This window comes from Bosea sp. PAMC 26642, assembly GCF_001562255.1.
GTDB lineage: Bacteria > Pseudomonadota > Alphaproteobacteria > Rhizobiales > Beijerinckiaceae > Allobosea.
Window position 1 is genome coordinate 3,279,774 of record NZ_CP014301.1, and the last position, 18,391, is coordinate 3,298,164.

An 18,391-nucleotide genomic window follows, 5' to 3' on the forward strand; every position below is an offset into this window, starting at 1 on the left:
TGGTGTGATTCACGGCTTCCGGGAGGAAGCACGGATGAATCGGGATCGTTTCTGGCTCACGGACGCGCAATTTGAGCGGATCGAGCCACATTTGCCGACGGATACGCGTGGCAAGCCGCGTGTTGATGATCGCCGGGTGATCAGCGGCATCGTCCACGTTCTCAAGTCCGGCGGGCGCTGGATCGATGCGCCACCCGACTATGGACCGCGCAAGACGCTCTACAACCGCTATGTCCGCTGGGCCGCCAAGGGCGTGTGGGTCGACCTCTTCCACGCGCTGGCCAGCGCCGGCGGTCCCCCGGCCCAGGTGCTGATCGATTCCTCCGCCGTCAAGGCGCACCGCTCGGCCTCGGGCGGAAAAGGGGGGAGCGAAACCAGGCCATCGGTCGTTCGCGCGGCGGCCGCACCACCAAAATCCACGCGCTGACCGATCGCGACTGCCGGCCCATCGCCTTCCTGCTCACCGGAGGCCAGGTCGCCGATTGCACGGCCGGATCGGCTCTGCTGAAGCAGATGCCGGCCGCCCGCATCCTTCATGGCGACAAGGGCTACGACAGCAACGCCATTCGTCGGCAGGTCGAGGATAACGGCACGATGCCCAACATCCCGCCCAAGGCCAACCGGCGCTGGAAGAACTGCTTCTCGCCGGTCCTCTACCGCGATCGCAACGCCATCGAGCGCATGTTCTGCCGCCTCAAGGACTTCCGACGGGTCGCAACCCGATACGACCGCCTCGCCGTCAACTTCCTCGCCGCCGTCTGCATCGCTGCAACCGTCAGTTACTGGTTATGAGTCCGGGCCCTAGAACTGCTTCACCGCCGCGTTCGAAAAACCTCAGTTTAGCTATTCGGACCGTCCACGAAATCGGCAGCAGGCGGGCAACCTTCCTAACCCGCACAAAGCCCTGGATACCGTCACAGCAAGTGGAATCGAGAACATTCACCTAAGGAGGATGTGTCCGGTCTTTGAATGGCATCAATACAAGCCTATTTCATTATAAGTCCGCACACTCGAGTAGAACAGCAATAGCCGACATAAGTGCGATGCCCAGAAGCGGGCATTGCGAGATTGCAGTGGGCCGAGCCTGATCAACGAGAGACAGCGCTCTAATAATGTAACCGTGGACAAACGTTGCGAAACGCGAGCCGATTGATGATAATCTGATAGCGAACTTTCGGGGGTCGATGGTGGGAACGAGCGCGCTCCAATCTCTCAACGGCCGGGCTGGCACGAAGATTCGTGCCAGCCTACCTCCGCTTGGCACTCTGCTGGCATTCCGAGCCGCATCGCATCATCGGAGTTTCGCTGGTGGCGCCCAAGAGCTGGGTGTAACTCCCTCCGCGATCAGCCATCACATTCAAAGGCTGGAAGAATTCCTAGGCGTCAAACTCTTTGACAGAGACGCCGGGAGAACCGTCCTGACGTCTGCCGGTTCATTGTACGCCCGCGAGGTCGAGCATGCCTTCGGCGTTCTGGCGAGCGCGACCAGCCTCGTGGCACCGCGCGCGCAGCATGGCCAATTGCTGATCGCTGCCGGACCGAGCTTTGCCGCCAGATGGCTCCAACCGCGTCTTCCGGACTTCCTGCGCGCCAACCCCGACGCCAGGGTGCGCTTGTCGACGCTATGCTACCGCGACGACATCGAGGCCGACCGGTTCGACATCGCGATCGCTTATGGACGCCCGGCCGACAGCCAAAAGCTCGTGGAGCCCCTGATCACCGAGAGACTGCGCCCCATGTGCAGCCCCGAACTTGCCGTCGCGATCCGCGCTGCGGAGGATCTTGCGAGAGTTCCGCTCATCCACTCCGTGAATGCTCTGACCTGGCCGGATTATCTGCGACGGATCGGTCAGGACGGGCTGCAGGGCGCCAACGACATCTGGCTCGATCAGTCCGACATGGCGATCGAGGCCGCCGTTCAGGGCGCCGGTGTCATTCTCGAAAGCCGGGTTCTGGCAAGCGCAGAACTGGACAGCGGAAAGCTCGTCGCGCTCTTCGACGAAGAGGGCCACAGCTTCGACGTGACGACGTATTATCTGGTCAAGGCCCGCAAGCAGCACCGCACCAATCAGGTCAACGCATTCGAGCGCTGGCTCAAGACGGCCGTAGACAGATACCAAGGCTCGGTAGGATAACTGGCCTGGTGATCCGGCCAGAAGGCGGACGGTGCAGGCACTCCCAGTTTGCTCGGGACCACCGCCGTCATCCTGAGCGAACGATGGTCGACCCGGAAATCCATCCTACGGCTGTGGTGGTGCCTTACGATGGATCCCTGATCCGCACCGCGGCACGGCTTGCCGGGACGACGTGAGCGGGGAAAACGGATATATTTCAAATCCAGCGTTGCGGTCTCAGTCGAACGCGACCGCCGCGATCTCGTCCAGCGCTTTTTTGGCGCGCTCCAGCGTTGCTGCGCTCGCGCGCTGCAGCGGCGCCCTGACCGGGCCGACCGTATGTCCGATCAGTGCCATCGCATCCTTCAGCGGCCCCGGATGATTGGCGGTATAGAGCGCATCGACCAGTCCGAGCAGCGCGTAATGCCCCTGCCGCGCGGCGGTCAGATTGCCTCGTTGCGTGACTTCTAGCAGCTTGCGATGGAAGGCTGGCACCAGGTTCGACGTCATGAAGATGCCGCCGGGGCTGCCCAGTAGAAAGGTCGGGAAGCCGAGATCGTCATCGCCCGACATGATCGCGATCCGTTCGCCGACCGCGCGGATTTTCGCCGAAACGATCGCCAAATCCCGCTCGCATTCCTTTAGGGCGACGATCGAGGGTATCGCTGCGAGGCTCTCCAGCAGCGGGATGTCGAGCGTGATGCCCGTCCGCCCCGAATTGTTGTAGGCGACGATCGGGATGGAGGTCGCACCGGCGACCCGCTTGAAATGCTCGACGATCCCAGTGGGGCTGGCCTTGATGTAGTAGGACGGCAGGACGAGCACCGCGCTCGCGCCGGCATCAGCGGCATAGCGCGCCGTCTCCTGGACCTCGCGCGTGCCGGGCGCCAGCGCGCCGATGATCACCGGCACTCGCCGCGCCGTCTGGTCGAGCGCGATATCGATCACGCGCTGGCGCTCGGTCGGCGTCAGGCTGACGAACTCGCCACTTCCGCCGATGACGAGCAGGCCGGCAGCGCCCTCGACGATCTGATAGTCGATCAGCTTGCGGAGCGTCGCCTCGTCAATCTCGTCGGCTTCGGTCAGGGGCGTCACGATGGCGGTGTAGATGCCGTTGGGCGTAAACTTCATAGGATGATCCCGTCTGCAGCGTTCATTTCAAGTGTCAGTCTTTGAGGGCGAGGACCGACCAGTCGTCCGACAATTCCCGGAAGAGGCATTCGGCGATCCAGTAGTTGCCGTAGGGCATCACGTCTTGCTGCGGGAAGCGGCCGAGGCGCGGCTTTCCGGGCTCGATATGGCGCATCCGGCCCCAGCTGCCGTGGAGCAACACGCCGCCCGGCGACAGGAAGTTGTCGAGCAGTGCTTGGAGCGTTTCCTGCGCGACCGTTCGGTACCTTTCGGCCCGATCCGGCAGCCAGCGCGCCAGCCGCATCAGATTCGCGGTCGCTATCGCCGCCGCACAGGAATCATAGGGCAGCTTGTCGCGCTCTGGATCCTGGTAATCGTAGTGCGGAATCCATCCCGGCGGAACATTGGCGACATACCAGTCGGCCGCACGCCGGGCCGCGTCGAGGTAGCGCGGATCGCCGCTGGCCTCGAAACCATGGGCATAGCCGAGCATCGCCCAGCCCTGGCCGCGCGCCCAGACGCTGTCGTTGCTCCAGCCTTGCAGGCTGAAGAGCCCGGCCACGGCGCGCGTGTTGGGATCGAGTGCTGCGGCATGGCAACTCGAGCCGTCGGCGCGGACCAGGCCTACTTCGAGAACGGTGTCGAGGTGGCGAAAGGCGAGTTCGCCGCGCGCGGGCTCCCATTGGGCGGCCCACAGCATGGACGGAAGGTTGAGGCCGGTGTCGATGACGATGCGGTCCGCATTGGCGATCTGGAGAAACGCCTGCGCCTTGCGGTCAAAGATGTTCGCGAAGTTATCCCCGCCCTTGAGCATCCAGTCCTTGAGCGCGGCATCGCCCGTGACTTTGAACCCCAGCGTCAGCGCGTAATACATGTCGAGACCGGTCGAGGAGAAGACCGTGGGATGCCGCGCAAGAACCGGGCCGATCCGCCGGCAGATGTCCATTGCGGCATCGCCGTAGCGCTGGCTTTTCGTCAGCGCGTGCAGGAGCCAGAGGCGCCCAGCGAGGAAACCAGCCCACTGGAAATCGGCCCAGCTGTTCCAGACATAATCCGCGTCGAAGCTGTAGCCGCCGGTCATGGCATTGAGCCGTGGAACGCCGGGGCTCGACGCCATCTCGTCGCACAGAGCGTCGGCGCCGCTGCAGAGCGTCCGAAGGCCTTTTTCGAGCGCAAGCCGATAGGTCGAGGAGGCAGGTCTGTTCGTCATGGTGCGCGCTCAGTGTCGGGTGACGGTTGCGATAGCCCGGCCCAGTAGGTCCAGGCCCTGTTCGATCTCCTCGTCCTTCACCGTCAGCGGCGGCGCGATCCGCATGACGCCGCCCGAGGTCCCGGACCGGACGAGATTGGCGACCAGGCCGATATCCATGGCCGCGTAAGTCACCGCGTTCGAAATCTGGGTCGCGTCTTTGCCATCATGGTCGGTGAACTCGATCCCTCGGAGCAGGCCACGGCCACGGACGTCGCCGATGCAGGGATGGCGCTGCTTCAACCGCAGCAGGCCCGCGGCAAGTTGATCTCCGGCCTGCTTCGCCCGCTCGTGTAGACGGTCGCGGACGACAATCTCGAGCACCTTGAGGCCGACGGCAGCCGGCAGTGGATCGTTGACGTGCGTGGTGTAGAAGAAGAACCCGTTGTCGTCGGCAGCCTGCGCAATCCTTTCGCTGGTCATCACCGCGGCCAGCGGCATGCCGGCTCCCAGCGTTTTCGACAGCGTCAGGATGTCGGGAACCACGCCGTCGCGCTGAAAGGCGAACATCGTGCCGGTACGGCCGAGACCCGTCTGCGCCTCATCTAGGATCAGGAGCATGCCGCGCGCCTCGCAATGTGCCTTGAGGGCGGTCAGGTAGCCCGGCGGCAACTCGATCACGCCGCCGCTGCTGAGGATCGGCTCGGCGATGAAGGCCGCGAGATTGCCGGTGCATTGCTGGTCGATCTGCGAGAAGGCGTCGTCCAGCTCTTGCCGCCAGTCCACACCGACAAAGCGCGGCCTGTAGGCGTTGGGAGCAGGGATTGCGTAATAGCCGGCGGGAAGCGGCCCGACACCCCCACGGCCGATCTTAAACGTCGCCGCCGCAGCGCCGGCGGTGACGCCGTGATAGGATTTGGAGAAGGCAACGATCTCCCATTTGCCAGTCACGGTCTTGGCGAGCTTGATCGCCGCCTCGTTAGATTCGCCGCCTGTCGAAAGCAGCATCACCCTGGGTAGTTCGGGAACCTGTTCGGCCAGCTTCTCGGCGAGGCCGACGACGGGCTCTGAGATCATCGCCGAGAACAGGTGATCCAGCGTCCCAGCAGCTGCTCGCAGGGTCGCGACGACCTCAGGATGGCAGTGCCCTAGGATGGAGCTCATCTGCCCCGAGGTGAAATCCAGCATGCGCTGTCCGGTCGCATCGTATAACCAGGACCCTTCGCCTTTCGCCGGAACGAATTTGGCAAAATCGCATCCGTATCGAAGCAGGTGGCGATTCGCGCGCGCCTCGAAAATACTGACCATTGTCATCACGTCTTCCCTGTGTCGCTGCGCGGAACGCTGATTAGAGCTGATCGAATTTCAGCGCTGAACGCGCTACCGGAAGGGTGGGCTGATCAGCAGCCCGCCGTCGCGCCAGAGACGGTTCACGCCGCGATCGAGGCCGATGGGCGCGATATTGCGGTCATAGCTTTCGGCGTAGTTGCCGACTTGCTCGATGATCCGGACCGCCCAGTCGTTGTCGAGACCCAGGGCCTCGCCGAGATTGTCCAGTTTTCCGGCAAACCGCTGGATAACCGGATCGGCGCTTCCCGCCGTCCGCGCTCGAATCTCGCGTGAGCTCAGCCCGAGTTCCTCCGCCTCGATCATGGCGTTCAAGCTCCAGCGGACGATGTTTGCCCACTGCTGATCCCCATTCTTGACAGACGGGCCCAACGGTTCTTTCGAAATGACGTCGGGCAATATGACATGGGCCTTGGCATCGGTGAGGACCGAGCGGATCGCCGCGAGTTGCGAGCGATCGCTGGTGACGGCGTCGCAACGGCCGGCGACATAGGCGTCGCGCACCGCATCGGTCTCGGAATAGGCGACAGGTTCGTATTTCAGCTTCCGGGAGGCGAAGAAATCAGCAAGCCCCTTTTCGGTCGAGGTGCCTTGGACGACGCAGATAGTGGCGCCGTTGAGTTCAGTCGCCACCTTAATTCCCGAGGTAGCCTTCACCATGAAGCCCTGGCCGTCATGAAAATTGACGCCGGTGAAATTCAACCCGGTCCGCGTGTTCCTGTCCAAGGTCCATGTCGTGTTCCGCGACAGCAGGTCTATCTCGCCAGATTGCAGCGCGATGAACCGGTCCTTGGCGTTCAGCGGAAGGAATTGGACCTTATCCGACTTGCCGAGTACCGCGGCTGCGACGGCTTTGCAGAGATCTACGTCGAGACCCTGCCAGGCGCCGGACTTATCGACAAAGGCGAAGCCGGCGAGACCGACATGGATACCGCATCGAATGGCCCCTCGCGACTTCACCCCGTCGAGCACCGAAGCGCTCTGAGCAAATGACGACGTGACCGCGACGGAGCCGGCAAGGCAGAAGAGAAGGCGTAATGATGATTTCGCAATGAAGCGAAGCAACGTCTTGCTGATGGCCATGGAACCGTCCTCCGTGAACCCTTGAGGGATCATTGGAGCCGTCTGTAGGCCAGTTCAAAAAACTAAGCCTCTCCACAGTATTCCTCAACCAAGACGAGCAATCCAAACCGAAAGAGGAATATAACCGCGCAATTTCAGAGTTTTATGAGCTCGAAAAACTTGAAGGCTAGGCGCAGAAATCCTCCGAAAGTGAGCGTCGAGAAGTCTCCCGACGGACCGGCTCCGCCGCTCTTAAGACCAAATTGCGAAGGTGACGGCGACGCCGAAATCCAGAAAGACGGCTCGATCCTGACAATTTTTGCCTACCGATGCCGCGATGAAGCGATCCTCAGCGCCGACCACGACGCCTCTTCACAGCCGGCCAGTCTAGTTGGGCAACTGCGCGAGCTGCGAGACAAACTTGGTGTTGAGGTAGCTGTCCAGGGTCTCAGCACCGCCCTCGCTGCCGTAACCGCTGTCGTTGATCCCGCCGAAAGGCGTTTCGGGCAATGACAATCCAAAATGGTTGACGCTCACCATCCCGGCAGCCAACGCCCGCGAGCTGTGTTGTGCCCGCTCTTGCGATCTCGTGAAGACGTAGGATGCGAGGCCAAAAGGCAAACTGTTGGCGCGGCAAATCACGTCCTCGAAGTTCGTAAAACGAGATACGACTGCAATTGGACCGAACGGCTCCTCGGTCATGAGTCGCGTCCCTTCGGTGGCTCCCGCAACGACCGTGGGAGCGTAGAAGAATCCACGGTTCCCCAGCCTCTCGCCGCCGACCGCTATTGTCGCCCCGCGCTCGCGAGCATCGGACACCAGGCTTTCGATCGCTCCGACCCTGCGCTCGTGGCACAGGGGCCCCATCTGAACGCCTTCCTCGAACCCGGAGCCCACGCGGGTCTTGGCGATTGTCGCGACAAACTGTGACAGGAACTGATCGTGGACTTTGTCTTGCACATAGAACCGTGTCGGCGAAATGCAGACCTGGCCGGCATTGCGCACTTTCTGCATTGCCAAGGCTGTAGCAGCCGCATCGATGTCCGCATCGTCATAAACGATCACGGGAGCGTGGCCTCCCAATTCCATCGTCGCGCGCTTCATATGCAGTCCCGCCAGCGCGGCCAGCTGCTTGCCGACCGCAACAGAGCCCGTGAACGAGATTTTCTTCACGAGGGGATGCCGCAGCAGCGCCTCCGAGATCGCGGCCGGCTCGCCCCAAACGATGTTGATGCAACCCGCCGGCAGTCCGGCCTCTTCCATCAGCCGCGCTAGGGCGACAACAGCCGAGGGCGAGTCTTCCGGCCCCTTCAAGACCATTGTGCATCCGCTCGCCACGGCCGCGACGACCTTGCGCAGCGCCTGGCTGAACGGAAAATTCCATGGCGTGAATGCAGCGCAGACCCCGACCGGCTCGCGCACGACATACTGATGAACTCTAGGGTCCCGCGGCGGAATGATCCGGCCATAGATGCGGCGTGCTTCTTCAGCCGCCCAATCTGCATGATCGGCAGCAAAACGAACTTCGGCGCGGGCATCTGCGAACGGCTTGCCCTGATCGCGCGTGAGGCTCCATCCGATCGTATCGGCATCGCGACGCGCCAGGTCGGCAAAACGCCGCAGGATCAGCGAGCGATCGAGTGGAGAACTGTCCTTCCATGCGAGGAAAGCATGATGGGCGCATTCCACGGCCCGTTCGATCTCCGCGCTTCCAGCAAAAGGCAGCCGCGAAAAGGCCTCTCCAGTCGCAGGATCGATGACGTCGCCGTGTAGCGGCGCGTCGTAGATCCACTCACCTCCGATCAGCATGCCCAAGCGTTCGTACGAGCGGTCGCTGGCTGTATTCGTCACGATCATTGTGCTGGCTGTCCCTTTGCGTTCACAACATCGCTCTCGCGGCGTTTCGCTAATGTCATCAGGGTCAGGTCATCAGTCAAATTTCTATTATTGCCGAATGCATGAATTCAAGTAATGTCGAATCCATGAACTATCGTCAGATTGAGATCTTTTCCGCCATCATGGATCGAGCTTCGGTGACCGAGGCCGCGCATCATCTCGGCCTGTCCCAGTCCGCGGTCAGCAAATCGCTGAAGACGTTGGAAGATCACCTCGGGTTGAAGTTGTTCAACCGCACGACGCGCGGTCTCCACGCGACCGATGAGGCGCGAGGACTCCACGCCGAGGCCCGTCGCTTGCTCAATGGCTTTGAAAGCCTGAGCCAGTACGCAAAAAAGCTCCATCGACTCGAGCATGCTCGCCTTGTCGTCGGTGTCATGCCGGCGATGTCGGCCGGCTGGCTCGCGCGTGTCGTGACGAGTTTCTCGGAAGCCTATCCCGAGGTCTCGGTCGTGCTGACGGCTCTTGGTTCGGCGAACATCGTCAAGCGGGTCGCTCAGGGCGAGCTTGATATCGGGGTCGGCCAGGTGCGGGAGGAAGATCCTGCGGTCGTGAAGCGGAAATTGTCGGAGCTGCAGCTCGTCTGTGTCGTCCCGTTGGGGCACCGGCTCGCTGGCAACGAGGTCATCGGGCCCAGCGATCTCGAGAACGAGTCGATCGTGCTCTTGTCCGCCCAGGATGAATTCCGACGCATGCTGGACGGAAGGGTGTTGAGCAAGGGGATCAACCTTCACTCCCGCATCGAGGCGACACAAAGCAACATGATCTGCGCCCTCGTGGAGGCAGGGCGGCGCATTGGCGTCGTCGACAGCGAAACCGCGAGCTCGGGAAAATGGCCGTCGACCGTGACGATCCCCTTCAGGCCGGTCATCAAGACGCCGATCTATATCGCTTTGAACAACCGCAACCCGCAGAGCTTGGCAACGAAGAGATTCTGCGAGCACATCTTCAAGTTCAGGCCCAAACAGCTTCCCGAATAACGCCAGCGCATCTCCGAGCTCAGGCGGCTTGCCGAAGTTCCCCGAAGCGGTCGATCCGCAAAGGCGCGAGATCCACGGGTGACTGCCCCGTAGCCATCAGTTCGGCCATGATCTCGCCTGTGCCAGGGCCAAGCTGGAAGCCGTGCGCGGAAAACCCAAAGGCATAATATAGGCCGGGATGCCGTTTCGACGCGCCGACGACCGGAATTTCATCGGCCATCCGCCCCTCGAGCCCTGCCCAGGCTCTGACGATCGATGCCTCGGCCATGATAGGGAACAGCGACGTGACGGTCCGGGCCGAGAGCCGCAACGGGGCGAAGGTTGCCTCGGCCCGATTCGTCTCGGGATCCGGCAAGCCCGGGCGCCCGCCGCCGATTACGACCGTTCCGTTCGGCATCTGCTTGAAAGAGAGCGGCACGCCAGCGGCGCCGACGACAGCGTGGCAGAAGGGGCGCAGCCTCGTAGTCACCATCATCATCGGCGCATAGTCGCTCATGGGTACTGCCTCGCCGAGCGACTCCGCAAACGCGCCAGCCCATAGTCCGGCGGCCACTAGGACTTTCGGAGCCCGGAAGATACCTTGAGCCGTCTTGACCTCCCAGATGCCCACGCCATCGCGGCTCACGGACTCCGCGCGCAATCCTTCGTAGAAGCGGACCCCCAGCGACCGGGCCTTCCTGTGGATCGCAAAGGTGGTCTGGTACGGTTGCGCGAAACCGTCATGCAAACTGCCGATCGCGCCGACGATCCGATCGGTCACGCCAGGAATATGGGCAAGCAAATCTGCGGGCGTCAGCATCGTCTCGTGATCGTACCCCAGCGCCTGGAGCTCGGCGACGCGCCTGCGCATCTGCTCGAGCTGCTCCTCGCGCAGAGCGAGCTTGATCTGGGGCGAAACCTGAAAGCCGCAGTCGTCATCCACCAACTCCGCGATGCGATACCAGATTTCCATCGACCTGACCGAGATCGGCAACTCGGCGAGATGGCGCCCCAGGCGGCGGACGCCGCCGGCGTTCACGCCCGAAGCATGACGCGCGACACTGTCCTTTTCGATCACCGTAACCGACATGCCGCGCAGAGCTGAAAAGAGCGCCGCCGAGCAGCCGTGGATTCCGGCGCCGATGATGATCAGATCGGAGCTGAAGCCAGTTCCCGAGAGTGTGCTCATGGCTCGCGCGCCTCGATTTCGAACGCCATCTCGGGATACTCGGCCAGTTCGGTCAGAAGGAGCGGCTTGAGAGGAGGCCGGATCCGGTAGTAGTCGGTCTTCGCGGGTTCCTCGTTGCGGGCCGCGGCGATGATCGACGAGACCGCGACGCCGCACATACGGCCCTGGCATGGCCCCATCCCGGTCCGGATCAGGGATTTGACCTGGTTGGGCCCTGGCGCTCCACTCGCGACGCGGGCGCGGATCGCCCCGGCGGTCACCTCCTCGCAGCGGCAGACGATCGTTTCGTCCGCTGGCGCCAGGACCTCCCGTGCCGGCGCGTAAAACGCTTCGAGGAAAGGGCGTATGGCCATGTCGCGCGAGAGAGCGGCGCGGGCGGCGCGAAGCTCTGCCGGGTTCCCTTTGCCGGCGAGCTCCGCCAGCCGTAGCCCGACGATCGCCCCTTGCAGGGCGGCCGCGCGCGCGCCGCCGATCCCGCCGGCGTCTCCGGCGATGTAAAGGCCGGGCTCGCTGCTCTCGAAATTCTCGTCGAGGACAGGACGGAACGCCTGCTGGCGGTGATCCCATAGATGCTCGCAGCGCAGAAGGCGGCCGATCTGCTGGTTGGGGATAACACCTTGATGCAGCGCCACCGCGCCTGTCGCGATCCGCCGCCGCCGTCCGCCGGCTTTGAACGAAATCGCCTCGACGGCGGTGTCTCCCTCGATCCGGATGTCGCGAACATGGCGGTGAACAGGCACGCCCGAGGCGCGAACCGCTGCAAGCATGTCCCAGCCCTTGGAGAGGTACCCTTTGGACCGTAATGCTTGCGGCAGATGTCGCAGCGCAGACAGCATCTGGCCGGGTGGAACGGTATCGAGGATGGCGAGGGGCGGAGCGCCGGCAGCGACGAGTTGCGCTGCAACCAGCCACAGGAGCGGACCGGCGCCGGCGAGCACGACGGCGTCCGGCACCATGCCTGCGCCCTTGATGAGGATTTGCAGGGCGCCGACGGTCGTCACCCCCGGGAGCGTCCAGCCGGGCACCGGACTGGGGCGCTCAAGAGCACCGGAGGCGGCCACAACGGCGCGGGCGCGCAGAGATTGCGCTCTCCCAGCTTGAGAATAGTCGAGCAGCTTGTCGGTGGCGACGTTCCAAACCGTCGCGCCGCTGATCAGGCTCGCCCCGGACTGGCGAAACGCGGCAATGAGATCGAGACCCTTCTCATAGTCGGGCCCGAGAATAAGCCGCCGCGCGGCGCTCGCGGCCTCGACACCTCGATAGATCTGGCCCCCTGGAGCCGCCTGCTCGTCCAGCACGACGACGCGCAGGCCTGCCTGCGCAGCCCGCGTCGCGGCGGCCAGTCCGGCGGGTCCTGCACCGATCACCGCGACATCGACGTCGCGGACCATCAACACAGCTCCGTCGCGGCAAACGGCGTGCGATGCACATCCATTCCCGGCTCCACCGTCGTCATGCAGGCCTGGCGATTGTGGACCCCGTCGATCCGGACCAGGCAGTCGAAGCATGCGCCCATCAGACAGTAGGGACCGCGCGGCGCGCCCGTCACGACGCTGGCGCGCAGATCGCCAAATCCCGCAGCCATCAGGGCTGCCGCGACGCTGTCACCGTACCGCGCCTCGACCTTGCGTCCTTCGAAGGTGAAGGCGAGGCGCGCTTGCGTGTCCTCGATCCGTCTCAGCATCGGCTCTCGATCCTTTGGTCATGCTCGGTAGGTCATGGCGGCGGGCGCGAACCTCGCCGCCTTCGGCTCTACGCCTCCAGGAGGAAGTGGCAGGCGGCAAGACGGGCGGCGTTGCCATCGGGACAACGCTCTTCCGGCCTTGTCTCGATGCAGCGGCGCGGCAGGAGCCGACCGTCCGACTCGATGACCTGTTCGGGAGCAAGGCTGGCGGCAACGACACGGGCCTGCGGGCAACGGGTGTGAAAAGCGCATCCGGTAGGAGGCGACAGCGGACTGGGAATGCCGCCGTCCAGAGGCTGAACCGTGCGGCGCCTTTCCGCCATCGGGTCATCCTCTGCGACCACCGCAAGCAGGCTGGCGGTGTAAGGATGGGCGGGAGCGGCAATGACCTCGTGCGCCGGCCCCTGTTCGACGAAGCGGCCGAGATACATCACGCCGACCAGATCGGCCATGTGTCCGACCAGGGACAGGTCGTGGGTGATCAGAACATAGGTCAGTCCCAGGCGCTCCTGCAGCGCGATCAGGAGGTTGATGATCTGCGCCTGGACAGACACGTCCAGCGCGCTCACCGGCTCGTCGAGGACGAGCACCTCCGGTTCACAAATGATCGCCCGCGCGATCGCCACGCGCTGCCGCTGCCCGCCGGACAGCTCGGTGGCATATCGGTCGAGGTGAGCAGCGGAGAGACCAACTTGCTGGACAACGGCGCGAATGCGCGTCTCGTATTCCGCGGGAGCGCAGAACCGATGGACCACGAGCGCTTCGCGCAGAACCTCCCGCACGGACAGGCGCGGATCGATGGCCGCGCGAGGGTCCTGCAGGACCATCTGCACGCGGCGCCGCAGGGCGCGCAATTCGATCGCGTTCAGCTCACCGAGCGAAATGCCGTCGATCCGTATGGTCCCCGCCGTCTGTCGATTGAGGCCGACCAGCGTGCGAGCAAGCGAGGTCTTGCCGGAGCCGGACTCCCCAACGATGGCGAAGCAGGATCCTTTCGGATTGCGGAAGGAGACATCTTGGACCGCACGAACCAATCTTCGCTGGCCCAGGCCGAAGAACCCGCCGCCGATCGTGAAACTCACGCTGACATCATCGACAACGAGAACGGCATCCTCCCCCGTCGACGCGCGAGCAGCTTGCGTGGCCTGAGAGCGGCTCATACCGGCTCCTCCGCGCGGTGACATGCGGCGGCGCTGCCCGCGAGTTGACGCAGTCCGGGATCGTCGGTCATACAGCGCTCGAATCCAGCGCGCCGCTCGCAACGAGGGGCAAAGCTGCAACCTGCGGGAATGGCGCCGACCAGGGGCGGTTCTCCAGCGATGGCCGGCAAATAGCGGCTCCCCGACGTGTTGCGCAGCCTGGGACTCGAAAGCCGGAGCGCGCGAGTATACGGATGACGCGGATTCCCCAGAACCTCCTCGACCGGGCCTGTCTCGACGATCCGGCCGGCATACATCACCGCGACATCGTCGGCGTAACGCGCGACGAGGCCGAGATCATGGGTGACGAGCAGCATCGCCATGCCGCGCCGATGCTGCATCTCGCGCAGCAACGTCAGGATCTGCTGCTGGATCGTGACGTCGAGCGCGCTGGTCGGCTCGTCGGCGAGCAGGATGCGCGGCGACTGCGCCAGCGCGATGGCGATCACGATGCGCTGCTTCATCCCGCCCGAGAATTGATGCGGATAGGCGTCGAGCCGCTGCTGCGGATCGGAGATCTGGACATCGGTCAGTAACTGGATCGCGAGGCGTTGCGCTTCGGCGCGGGGGACGCTCGTACCGGCGTTGATCGCCTCGATGAGCTGCTCACCGATCGTCATGACCGGATTCAATGCAGAGGCGGCGTCCTGAAAGACGATTCCGATGTCGCGGCGACGCAGGTCGCGAATGGCTGCATCGGACAGGCGGGCGAGATCTCGGTCGCCGATGAAGATCCGACCGTCGGTGACGCCGGCTCGACCCTGCGGCAGCAATGTCGCCAGAGCTCGCAGAAGGGTGCTCTTGCCGGAGCCGGACTCGCCGACTACCGCCAAGGTGCGGCCCGGCCGCATGGTGAGATCGACCCCGCGCACTGCGGCGATGGCCCCCTTCTCACCGAAATAGGACACCTCCAGCCTGCTCGCGGTCAGCGCTGCTCCCCCTGCCGGTCCTGGCACCGCTATGGCCAAATCGTCGATCGCTCGACGCGGTAGATCCGGGCGGCGCGGTCGCCGCGCCGTTTTCGCAGCGATGGGATCGTAGATGGTCCGGAGAGCTTCCCCCAGGAGATTGAAGCCCAGCGCGGAGCAGGCGAGGAAGAGGCCAGGGAACGTGGCGAGGAAAGCGTGGGTGCGAATGTAGGCGCGGCTTTCGCCCAGCATGGTGCCCCATTCCGGAGCCGGCGGTTGGACGCCAACACCGAGAAAGCCGAGGCCGGAAGCCGAAAGCAGGGTCGATGCGAACAAAAGGCTCGCCAGCGTCACCAAAATTCCAGCCATATTCGGCAGAACATGCCGGAGCACCACACGGGATGGTGCGCACCCCAGCGCCATCGCGCCATCGACGAAAGGCTCCGCGATCGTGCTCAACGCGACGGCGCGGGTCGTGCGGACGAAAACCGGGATCGCGACGATGCCGACCGCGATGACCACGTTCTGCGTACTCGGCCCGAGGATCGCCACGATCGCCAGCGCCAGCACGATGTCGGGAAAGCTGAGCATCACATCGACGCCCCGCATGATGGCGGCATCGAAGGGGCCACGGCGCCAGGCGGCGGCGAGGCCGAGCGGCACGCCGACCGCGAAGGCGAGCGCGACGCCGCCGATCCCGATCCCCAGGGAGACTGGCGCGGCTGCCAGGATGCGGCTGAAGATGTCCCGGCCCAACTGATCGGTGCCGAACCAGTGCGCTGAGGAAGGAAACCTCAGGGTTGCAGCGAAATCCTGTTTCAGCGGGTCGTGCGGCGCCAGTATCGGCCCGAAGATCACCAGCAGAAGGTAAAAAGTGACGATCACGGTGCCGATCGCGCCCTTAGGCTGGCGCATCAGTCGGAACAGCACGCCCGGACGCGACGCCCGGCGCGGCAGCCCTTCTCGACCGTGTATCGGTTCGGACAAGACATTCATGACGCCGCACCGCGGGTGCGCGGATCGAGCCATTGGGTCAGCAGGTCGGTAAGCAGATTGATCGCGATGAAGAACGTCGCGAACATCAGGACGGTGTACTGGACGACCGGATAGTCGGAGCTGCTTACGCCCTGGACCAGAAGGCGGCCGAGCCCGGGCAGGCCGAAGACGTTCTCGGTCACCACCGATCCGCCAAGCATGGAGCCGAACTGCACGCCGGCCACGCTCACGGCCGCGACCAAGGAGTTCGGCAGCGCGTGCCGGAAAATGACCCGCATCTCGCTGAGCCCCTTCGAGCGGGCCGTGTCCAGGTAGTCCTTTCCCATGACCTCAAGGAGATTTGCCGTGACCAAGCGGCTGAATAGGGCTGCGGGACGCGTCGAGAGAACGAGAATTGGAAGGACGAAGTGAAGCGGCGTGCTCGCCCCAGCCGCAGGAAACCAGCCGAGATTGATCGCAAACAGCCAAATCCCAAGAAGGCCGAGCCAGTAGATCGGCATCGAGATCCCCGCCAGGCTCAGGACCGTTACCAGCGCATCGACGAAGCCGCCTTGCCACAACGCACAGCATACCCCTGAGATCGTCCCCAGCAGCAGCCCAACTGCGAGGGCGCCAAAGGCCAGCGCGAGCGTCTTGGGGAGGCGCTCGGCGATTTCGACCGTGACCGGGCGCCCGGTCTTGAACGACTTCGCGACGGACGGATCGACGACGCCTCGCAGGAAACGCCAATAGCGCGAGGGAGCCGGTTCGTTCAGGCCCAAATGCTCTGTCAGGGCCGCGATCTCTTCATTCGAGGCGTTCGGCCCGGCCAATTGAGCGGCGGGATCGCCCGGGATCAGGTTCACGAAGAAGAAGACGAGAACGGAGACGACGAAGAGTGTCGGCGCCGCCTCGGCAAGCCGTTTGAGGACGAACATCTGGTGGTGCCCTTTCGCGAGAGTCCGTCTCAGCGTTTGACGCTGACCTCGTCGAAGATCATCACCTCGTCCATGCGGGCCTGAAATCCGCTGACCGCCTTGGAGACGCCGAGCACCTGGTTCTGGTACCAGAGGAAGACGAAGGGCTGATCGTTCCAGAGGATCGTCTGGATCTCGCCATAGATCCCAGCCTGCTCCTTGGGATCGGCGGTGGCGCGCCCTTTGGTCAGGAGCGTGTCGATGCGCGGATCGCTGTAGCCCGTGCGGTTCGTGCTGACGCCCGTGTAGAACAGCCGGTAGAGCGTGTAGTCGATGCCGGCGGTTCCCCGCCCAACTAAGGCCAGATTGTCCTTTCTCTGCTCCGGCGGCAGGCCGATGATCTTGAGCCAGCTGCCGCGATCGATGACGTCGGCTTTCACGTTGATGCCTAGTGATTGCCATTGTCCCTGGAGGGCCTGGCAGATCTGCGCGTCCTTGATGTAGCGACCGGTCGGGCAGGTGATCGTGAGCGACAACTGGCCGGGCTTGTAGCCGGCTTCCGCGAGCAGGGCCTTGGCCTTTTGCGGGTCGTAGGGCAACTGCGGGAAGGTCTGCCGCAGCGCATCCTGCGTTCCGGGCCCGACAAATCCGACCGAGGGGGTTCCAAGTCCTCCAAGAACTCCCTTCGTAATCCCGTCCCGATCGATCGAGAGATTGAGGGCTTCGCGAACGCGCTTGTCGAGCAGCGGACCGCGCAGGACGGCCTCGGCGTTGATCGAGAACATGCCGGGCATGACGACCGCCGACGCATTGCGCATCGCATTGATCGCGGGGATCGATTCAGGCGGAACGCGTTCGACGATATCGACGTCCCCCGTCTCCATCAGCGCCATGCGTGAGCCGTCTTCCGGCGCCGTCACGAACTCGATCTTCGCCAATTTGGCAGGCCTGGGCCCGTTGTAGTTGGGGTTGGGAACCAGCGTGAAGCGCTCGCCGCCGATATAGTCCTTGACGACATAGGGTCCGCTGCCGGCGGGACGGCGGTTGAATTCGGCCCCGAGCGTCTTGGCCGCAGCCACATCGACGATCGAGCCCGCGGTAGCGGCGAGTAGAACCAGCGCATGGCCGTTCGGCTCGGACAGATGGAATTCGACGGTGTCTTCCCCGACCGCCTTCACCTCGCCGAGCACCTTGTAGAGCCCGAGATAGATCGATCCGCTGGCCGGATCGAGAAGCCGCTTGAAAGACGCGGCGACGGCCGCCGCGTTCAACGGTGCGCCGCTGGCGAAGCGCCGGCCCGTGACCATCTTTACCGTCAGAATCCGGCCGTCGGCCGAATAGGCATAGTCTGTCGCGAGATCTTTTTCGACATTGTTCTTGGCGTCGAGTTTGAACAGACCGTCGAACAGGAGCAGATCGACGGTTGTGCTGATCGGCAGATAGCCTGACATCGGATCGAGCGTGTCCGGATCTGTACTGATCCCGACGCGGAGCGTTTCCACGGGCGCGGCTACGGCTGCGATGGGCGCAGCACCGATCAGGGTCGCGAGCAACATCGAACGCCAAATGCATGTATTGGAAATCATGTTGGATACCCCTCGTTCTGAGGCAGCGCATCGAGGCGCGTGCTAGGCAAGAATGGAGGTGCTCCGAGCCTGAAATCAAATTCCTATATGACCTTAATAGATGAATTGAATTCATCCCCTGCATCGCCGGGACGGGTACTGATTTGGGGGCAGCTGTCGGACATGGCGTCGCAAATACACGCTCATGCCCTGCTTCATCGCGTCCTCGGCGAGGCGGAGTTCCTCGGCCGTTGAC

The 18,391-nt window shown here is 63.6% G+C and carries 14 protein-coding genes and 2 pseudogenes; 4 read left to right on the forward strand and 12 right to left on the reverse strand.

What is annotated here, in order from left to right; translation table 11 throughout:
* Nucleotides 1-34 precede the first annotated feature (34 nt).
* The 3 genes and pseudogenes from AXW83_RS26625 to AXW83_RS15825 all read left to right on the forward strand — a co-directional run bounded on the left by AXW83_RS26625 (nucleotide 35) and on the right by AXW83_RS15825 (nucleotide 2,135).
* Nucleotides 35-792 (forward strand): annotated as a pseudogene (locus AXW83_RS26625) (IS5 family transposase).
* 392 nt (nucleotides 793-1,184) lie between these two features.
* A pseudogene (locus AXW83_RS27840) lies at nucleotides 1,185-1,373 on the forward strand (LysR family transcriptional regulator); the annotation flags it as partial.
* Nucleotides 1,374-1,436: 63 nt separating this feature from the next.
* Nucleotides 1,437-2,135: a LysR substrate-binding domain-containing protein gene (locus AXW83_RS15825; RefSeq protein WP_236841960.1), complete on the forward strand. Its 699-nt coding sequence runs from the start codon at nucleotides 1,437-1,439 to the stop codon at nucleotides 2,133-2,135.
* Nucleotides 2,136-2,351: 216 nt separating this feature from the next.
* Here the strand turns inward: AXW83_RS15825 and dapA are convergent, their stop codons facing one another.
* From dapA to AXW83_RS15850, 5 genes are all read right to left on the reverse strand, one after another.
* Nucleotides 2,352-3,245, reverse strand: a complete 894-nt coding sequence (gene dapA, locus AXW83_RS15830) for a 4-hydroxy-tetrahydrodipicolinate synthase (protein WP_066615030.1) — start codon at nucleotides 3,243-3,245, stop codon at nucleotides 2,352-2,354.
* A 34-nt stretch (nucleotides 3,246-3,279) separates the two neighbouring features.
* Nucleotides 3,280-4,455 carry a YyaL domain-containing protein gene (locus AXW83_RS15835; RefSeq protein ID WP_066615031.1) on the reverse strand — a complete coding sequence of 392 codons (1,176 nt, stop codon included), beginning with the start codon at nucleotides 4,453-4,455 and terminating at the stop codon, nucleotides 3,280-3,282.
* A 9-nt stretch (nucleotides 4,456-4,464) separates the two neighbouring features.
* Nucleotides 4,465-5,748 carry an aspartate aminotransferase family protein gene (locus AXW83_RS15840; protein ID WP_066615032.1) on the reverse strand — a complete coding sequence of 428 codons (1,284 nt, stop codon included), beginning with the start codon at nucleotides 5,746-5,748 and terminating at the stop codon, nucleotides 4,465-4,467.
* A 66-nt stretch (nucleotides 5,749-5,814) separates the two neighbouring features.
* Nucleotides 5,815-6,864, reverse strand: a complete 1,050-nt coding sequence (locus AXW83_RS15845; protein WP_066615033.1) for an amino acid ABC transporter substrate-binding protein — start codon at nucleotides 6,862-6,864, stop codon at nucleotides 5,815-5,817.
* Between the two features lie 366 nt (nucleotides 6,865-7,230).
* On the reverse strand, nucleotides 7,231-8,700 hold the full coding sequence (locus AXW83_RS15850; RefSeq protein WP_066615034.1) for an NAD-dependent succinate-semialdehyde dehydrogenase: 1,470 nt from the start codon (nucleotides 8,698-8,700) through the stop codon (nucleotides 7,231-7,233).
* A gap of 125 nt (nucleotides 8,701-8,825) precedes the next feature.
* On the opposite strand from AXW83_RS15850, the gene AXW83_RS15855 reads away from it, so the two are divergent.
* Entirely contained in the window at nucleotides 8,826-9,719 is an 894-nt protein-coding gene (locus AXW83_RS15855) for a LysR family transcriptional regulator (protein WP_066615035.1), read from the forward strand.
* Between the two features lie 19 nt (nucleotides 9,720-9,738).
* Here the strand turns inward: AXW83_RS15855 and AXW83_RS15860 are convergent, their stop codons facing one another.
* The 7 genes from AXW83_RS15860 to AXW83_RS15890 all read right to left on the reverse strand — a co-directional run bounded on the left by AXW83_RS15860 (nucleotide 9,739) and on the right by AXW83_RS15890 (nucleotide 18,126).
* Nucleotides 9,739-10,887, reverse strand: coding sequence for an NAD(P)/FAD-dependent oxidoreductase (locus AXW83_RS15860; RefSeq protein ID WP_066615036.1), 1,149 nt, complete (start codon nucleotides 10,885-10,887; stop codon nucleotides 9,739-9,741).
* Complete coding sequence (locus AXW83_RS15865; RefSeq protein WP_066615037.1) at nucleotides 10,884-12,278, reverse strand: FAD/NAD(P)-dependent oxidoreductase; 1,395 nt, start codon at nucleotides 12,276-12,278, stop codon at nucleotides 10,884-10,886. The genes AXW83_RS15860 and AXW83_RS15865 overlap by 4 nt, the downstream gene beginning before the upstream one ends.
* The gene (locus tag AXW83_RS15870; RefSeq protein ID WP_066615038.1) at nucleotides 12,278-12,571 is read right to left on the reverse strand and encodes a (2Fe-2S)-binding protein; all 294 of its coding nucleotides are present in this window, start codon (nucleotides 12,569-12,571) and stop codon (nucleotides 12,278-12,280) included. Before AXW83_RS15870 ends, AXW83_RS15865 begins: the two co-directional genes overlap by 1 nt.
* 68 nt (nucleotides 12,572-12,639) lie before the next feature.
* Nucleotides 12,640-13,731, reverse strand: coding sequence for an oligopeptide/dipeptide ABC transporter ATP-binding protein (locus tag AXW83_RS15875; protein WP_066615039.1), 1,092 nt, complete (start codon nucleotides 13,729-13,731; stop codon nucleotides 12,640-12,642).
* Nucleotides 13,728-15,608, reverse strand: a complete 1,881-nt coding sequence (locus AXW83_RS15880; RefSeq protein ID WP_066615040.1) for a dipeptide/oligopeptide/nickel ABC transporter permease/ATP-binding protein — start codon at nucleotides 15,606-15,608, stop codon at nucleotides 13,728-13,730. Before AXW83_RS15880 ends, AXW83_RS15875 begins: the two co-directional genes overlap by 4 nt.
* A gap of 62 nt (nucleotides 15,609-15,670) precedes the next feature.
* Nucleotides 15,671-16,591, reverse strand: a complete 921-nt coding sequence (locus tag AXW83_RS15885) for an ABC transporter permease (RefSeq protein WP_066615041.1) — start codon at nucleotides 16,589-16,591, stop codon at nucleotides 15,671-15,673.
* Between the two features lie 29 nt (nucleotides 16,592-16,620).
* On the reverse strand, nucleotides 16,621-18,126 hold the full coding sequence (locus tag AXW83_RS15890; RefSeq protein WP_066615042.1) for an ABC transporter substrate-binding protein: 1,506 nt from the start codon (nucleotides 18,124-18,126) through the stop codon (nucleotides 16,621-16,623).
* Nucleotides 18,127-18,391 lie beyond the last annotated feature (265 nt).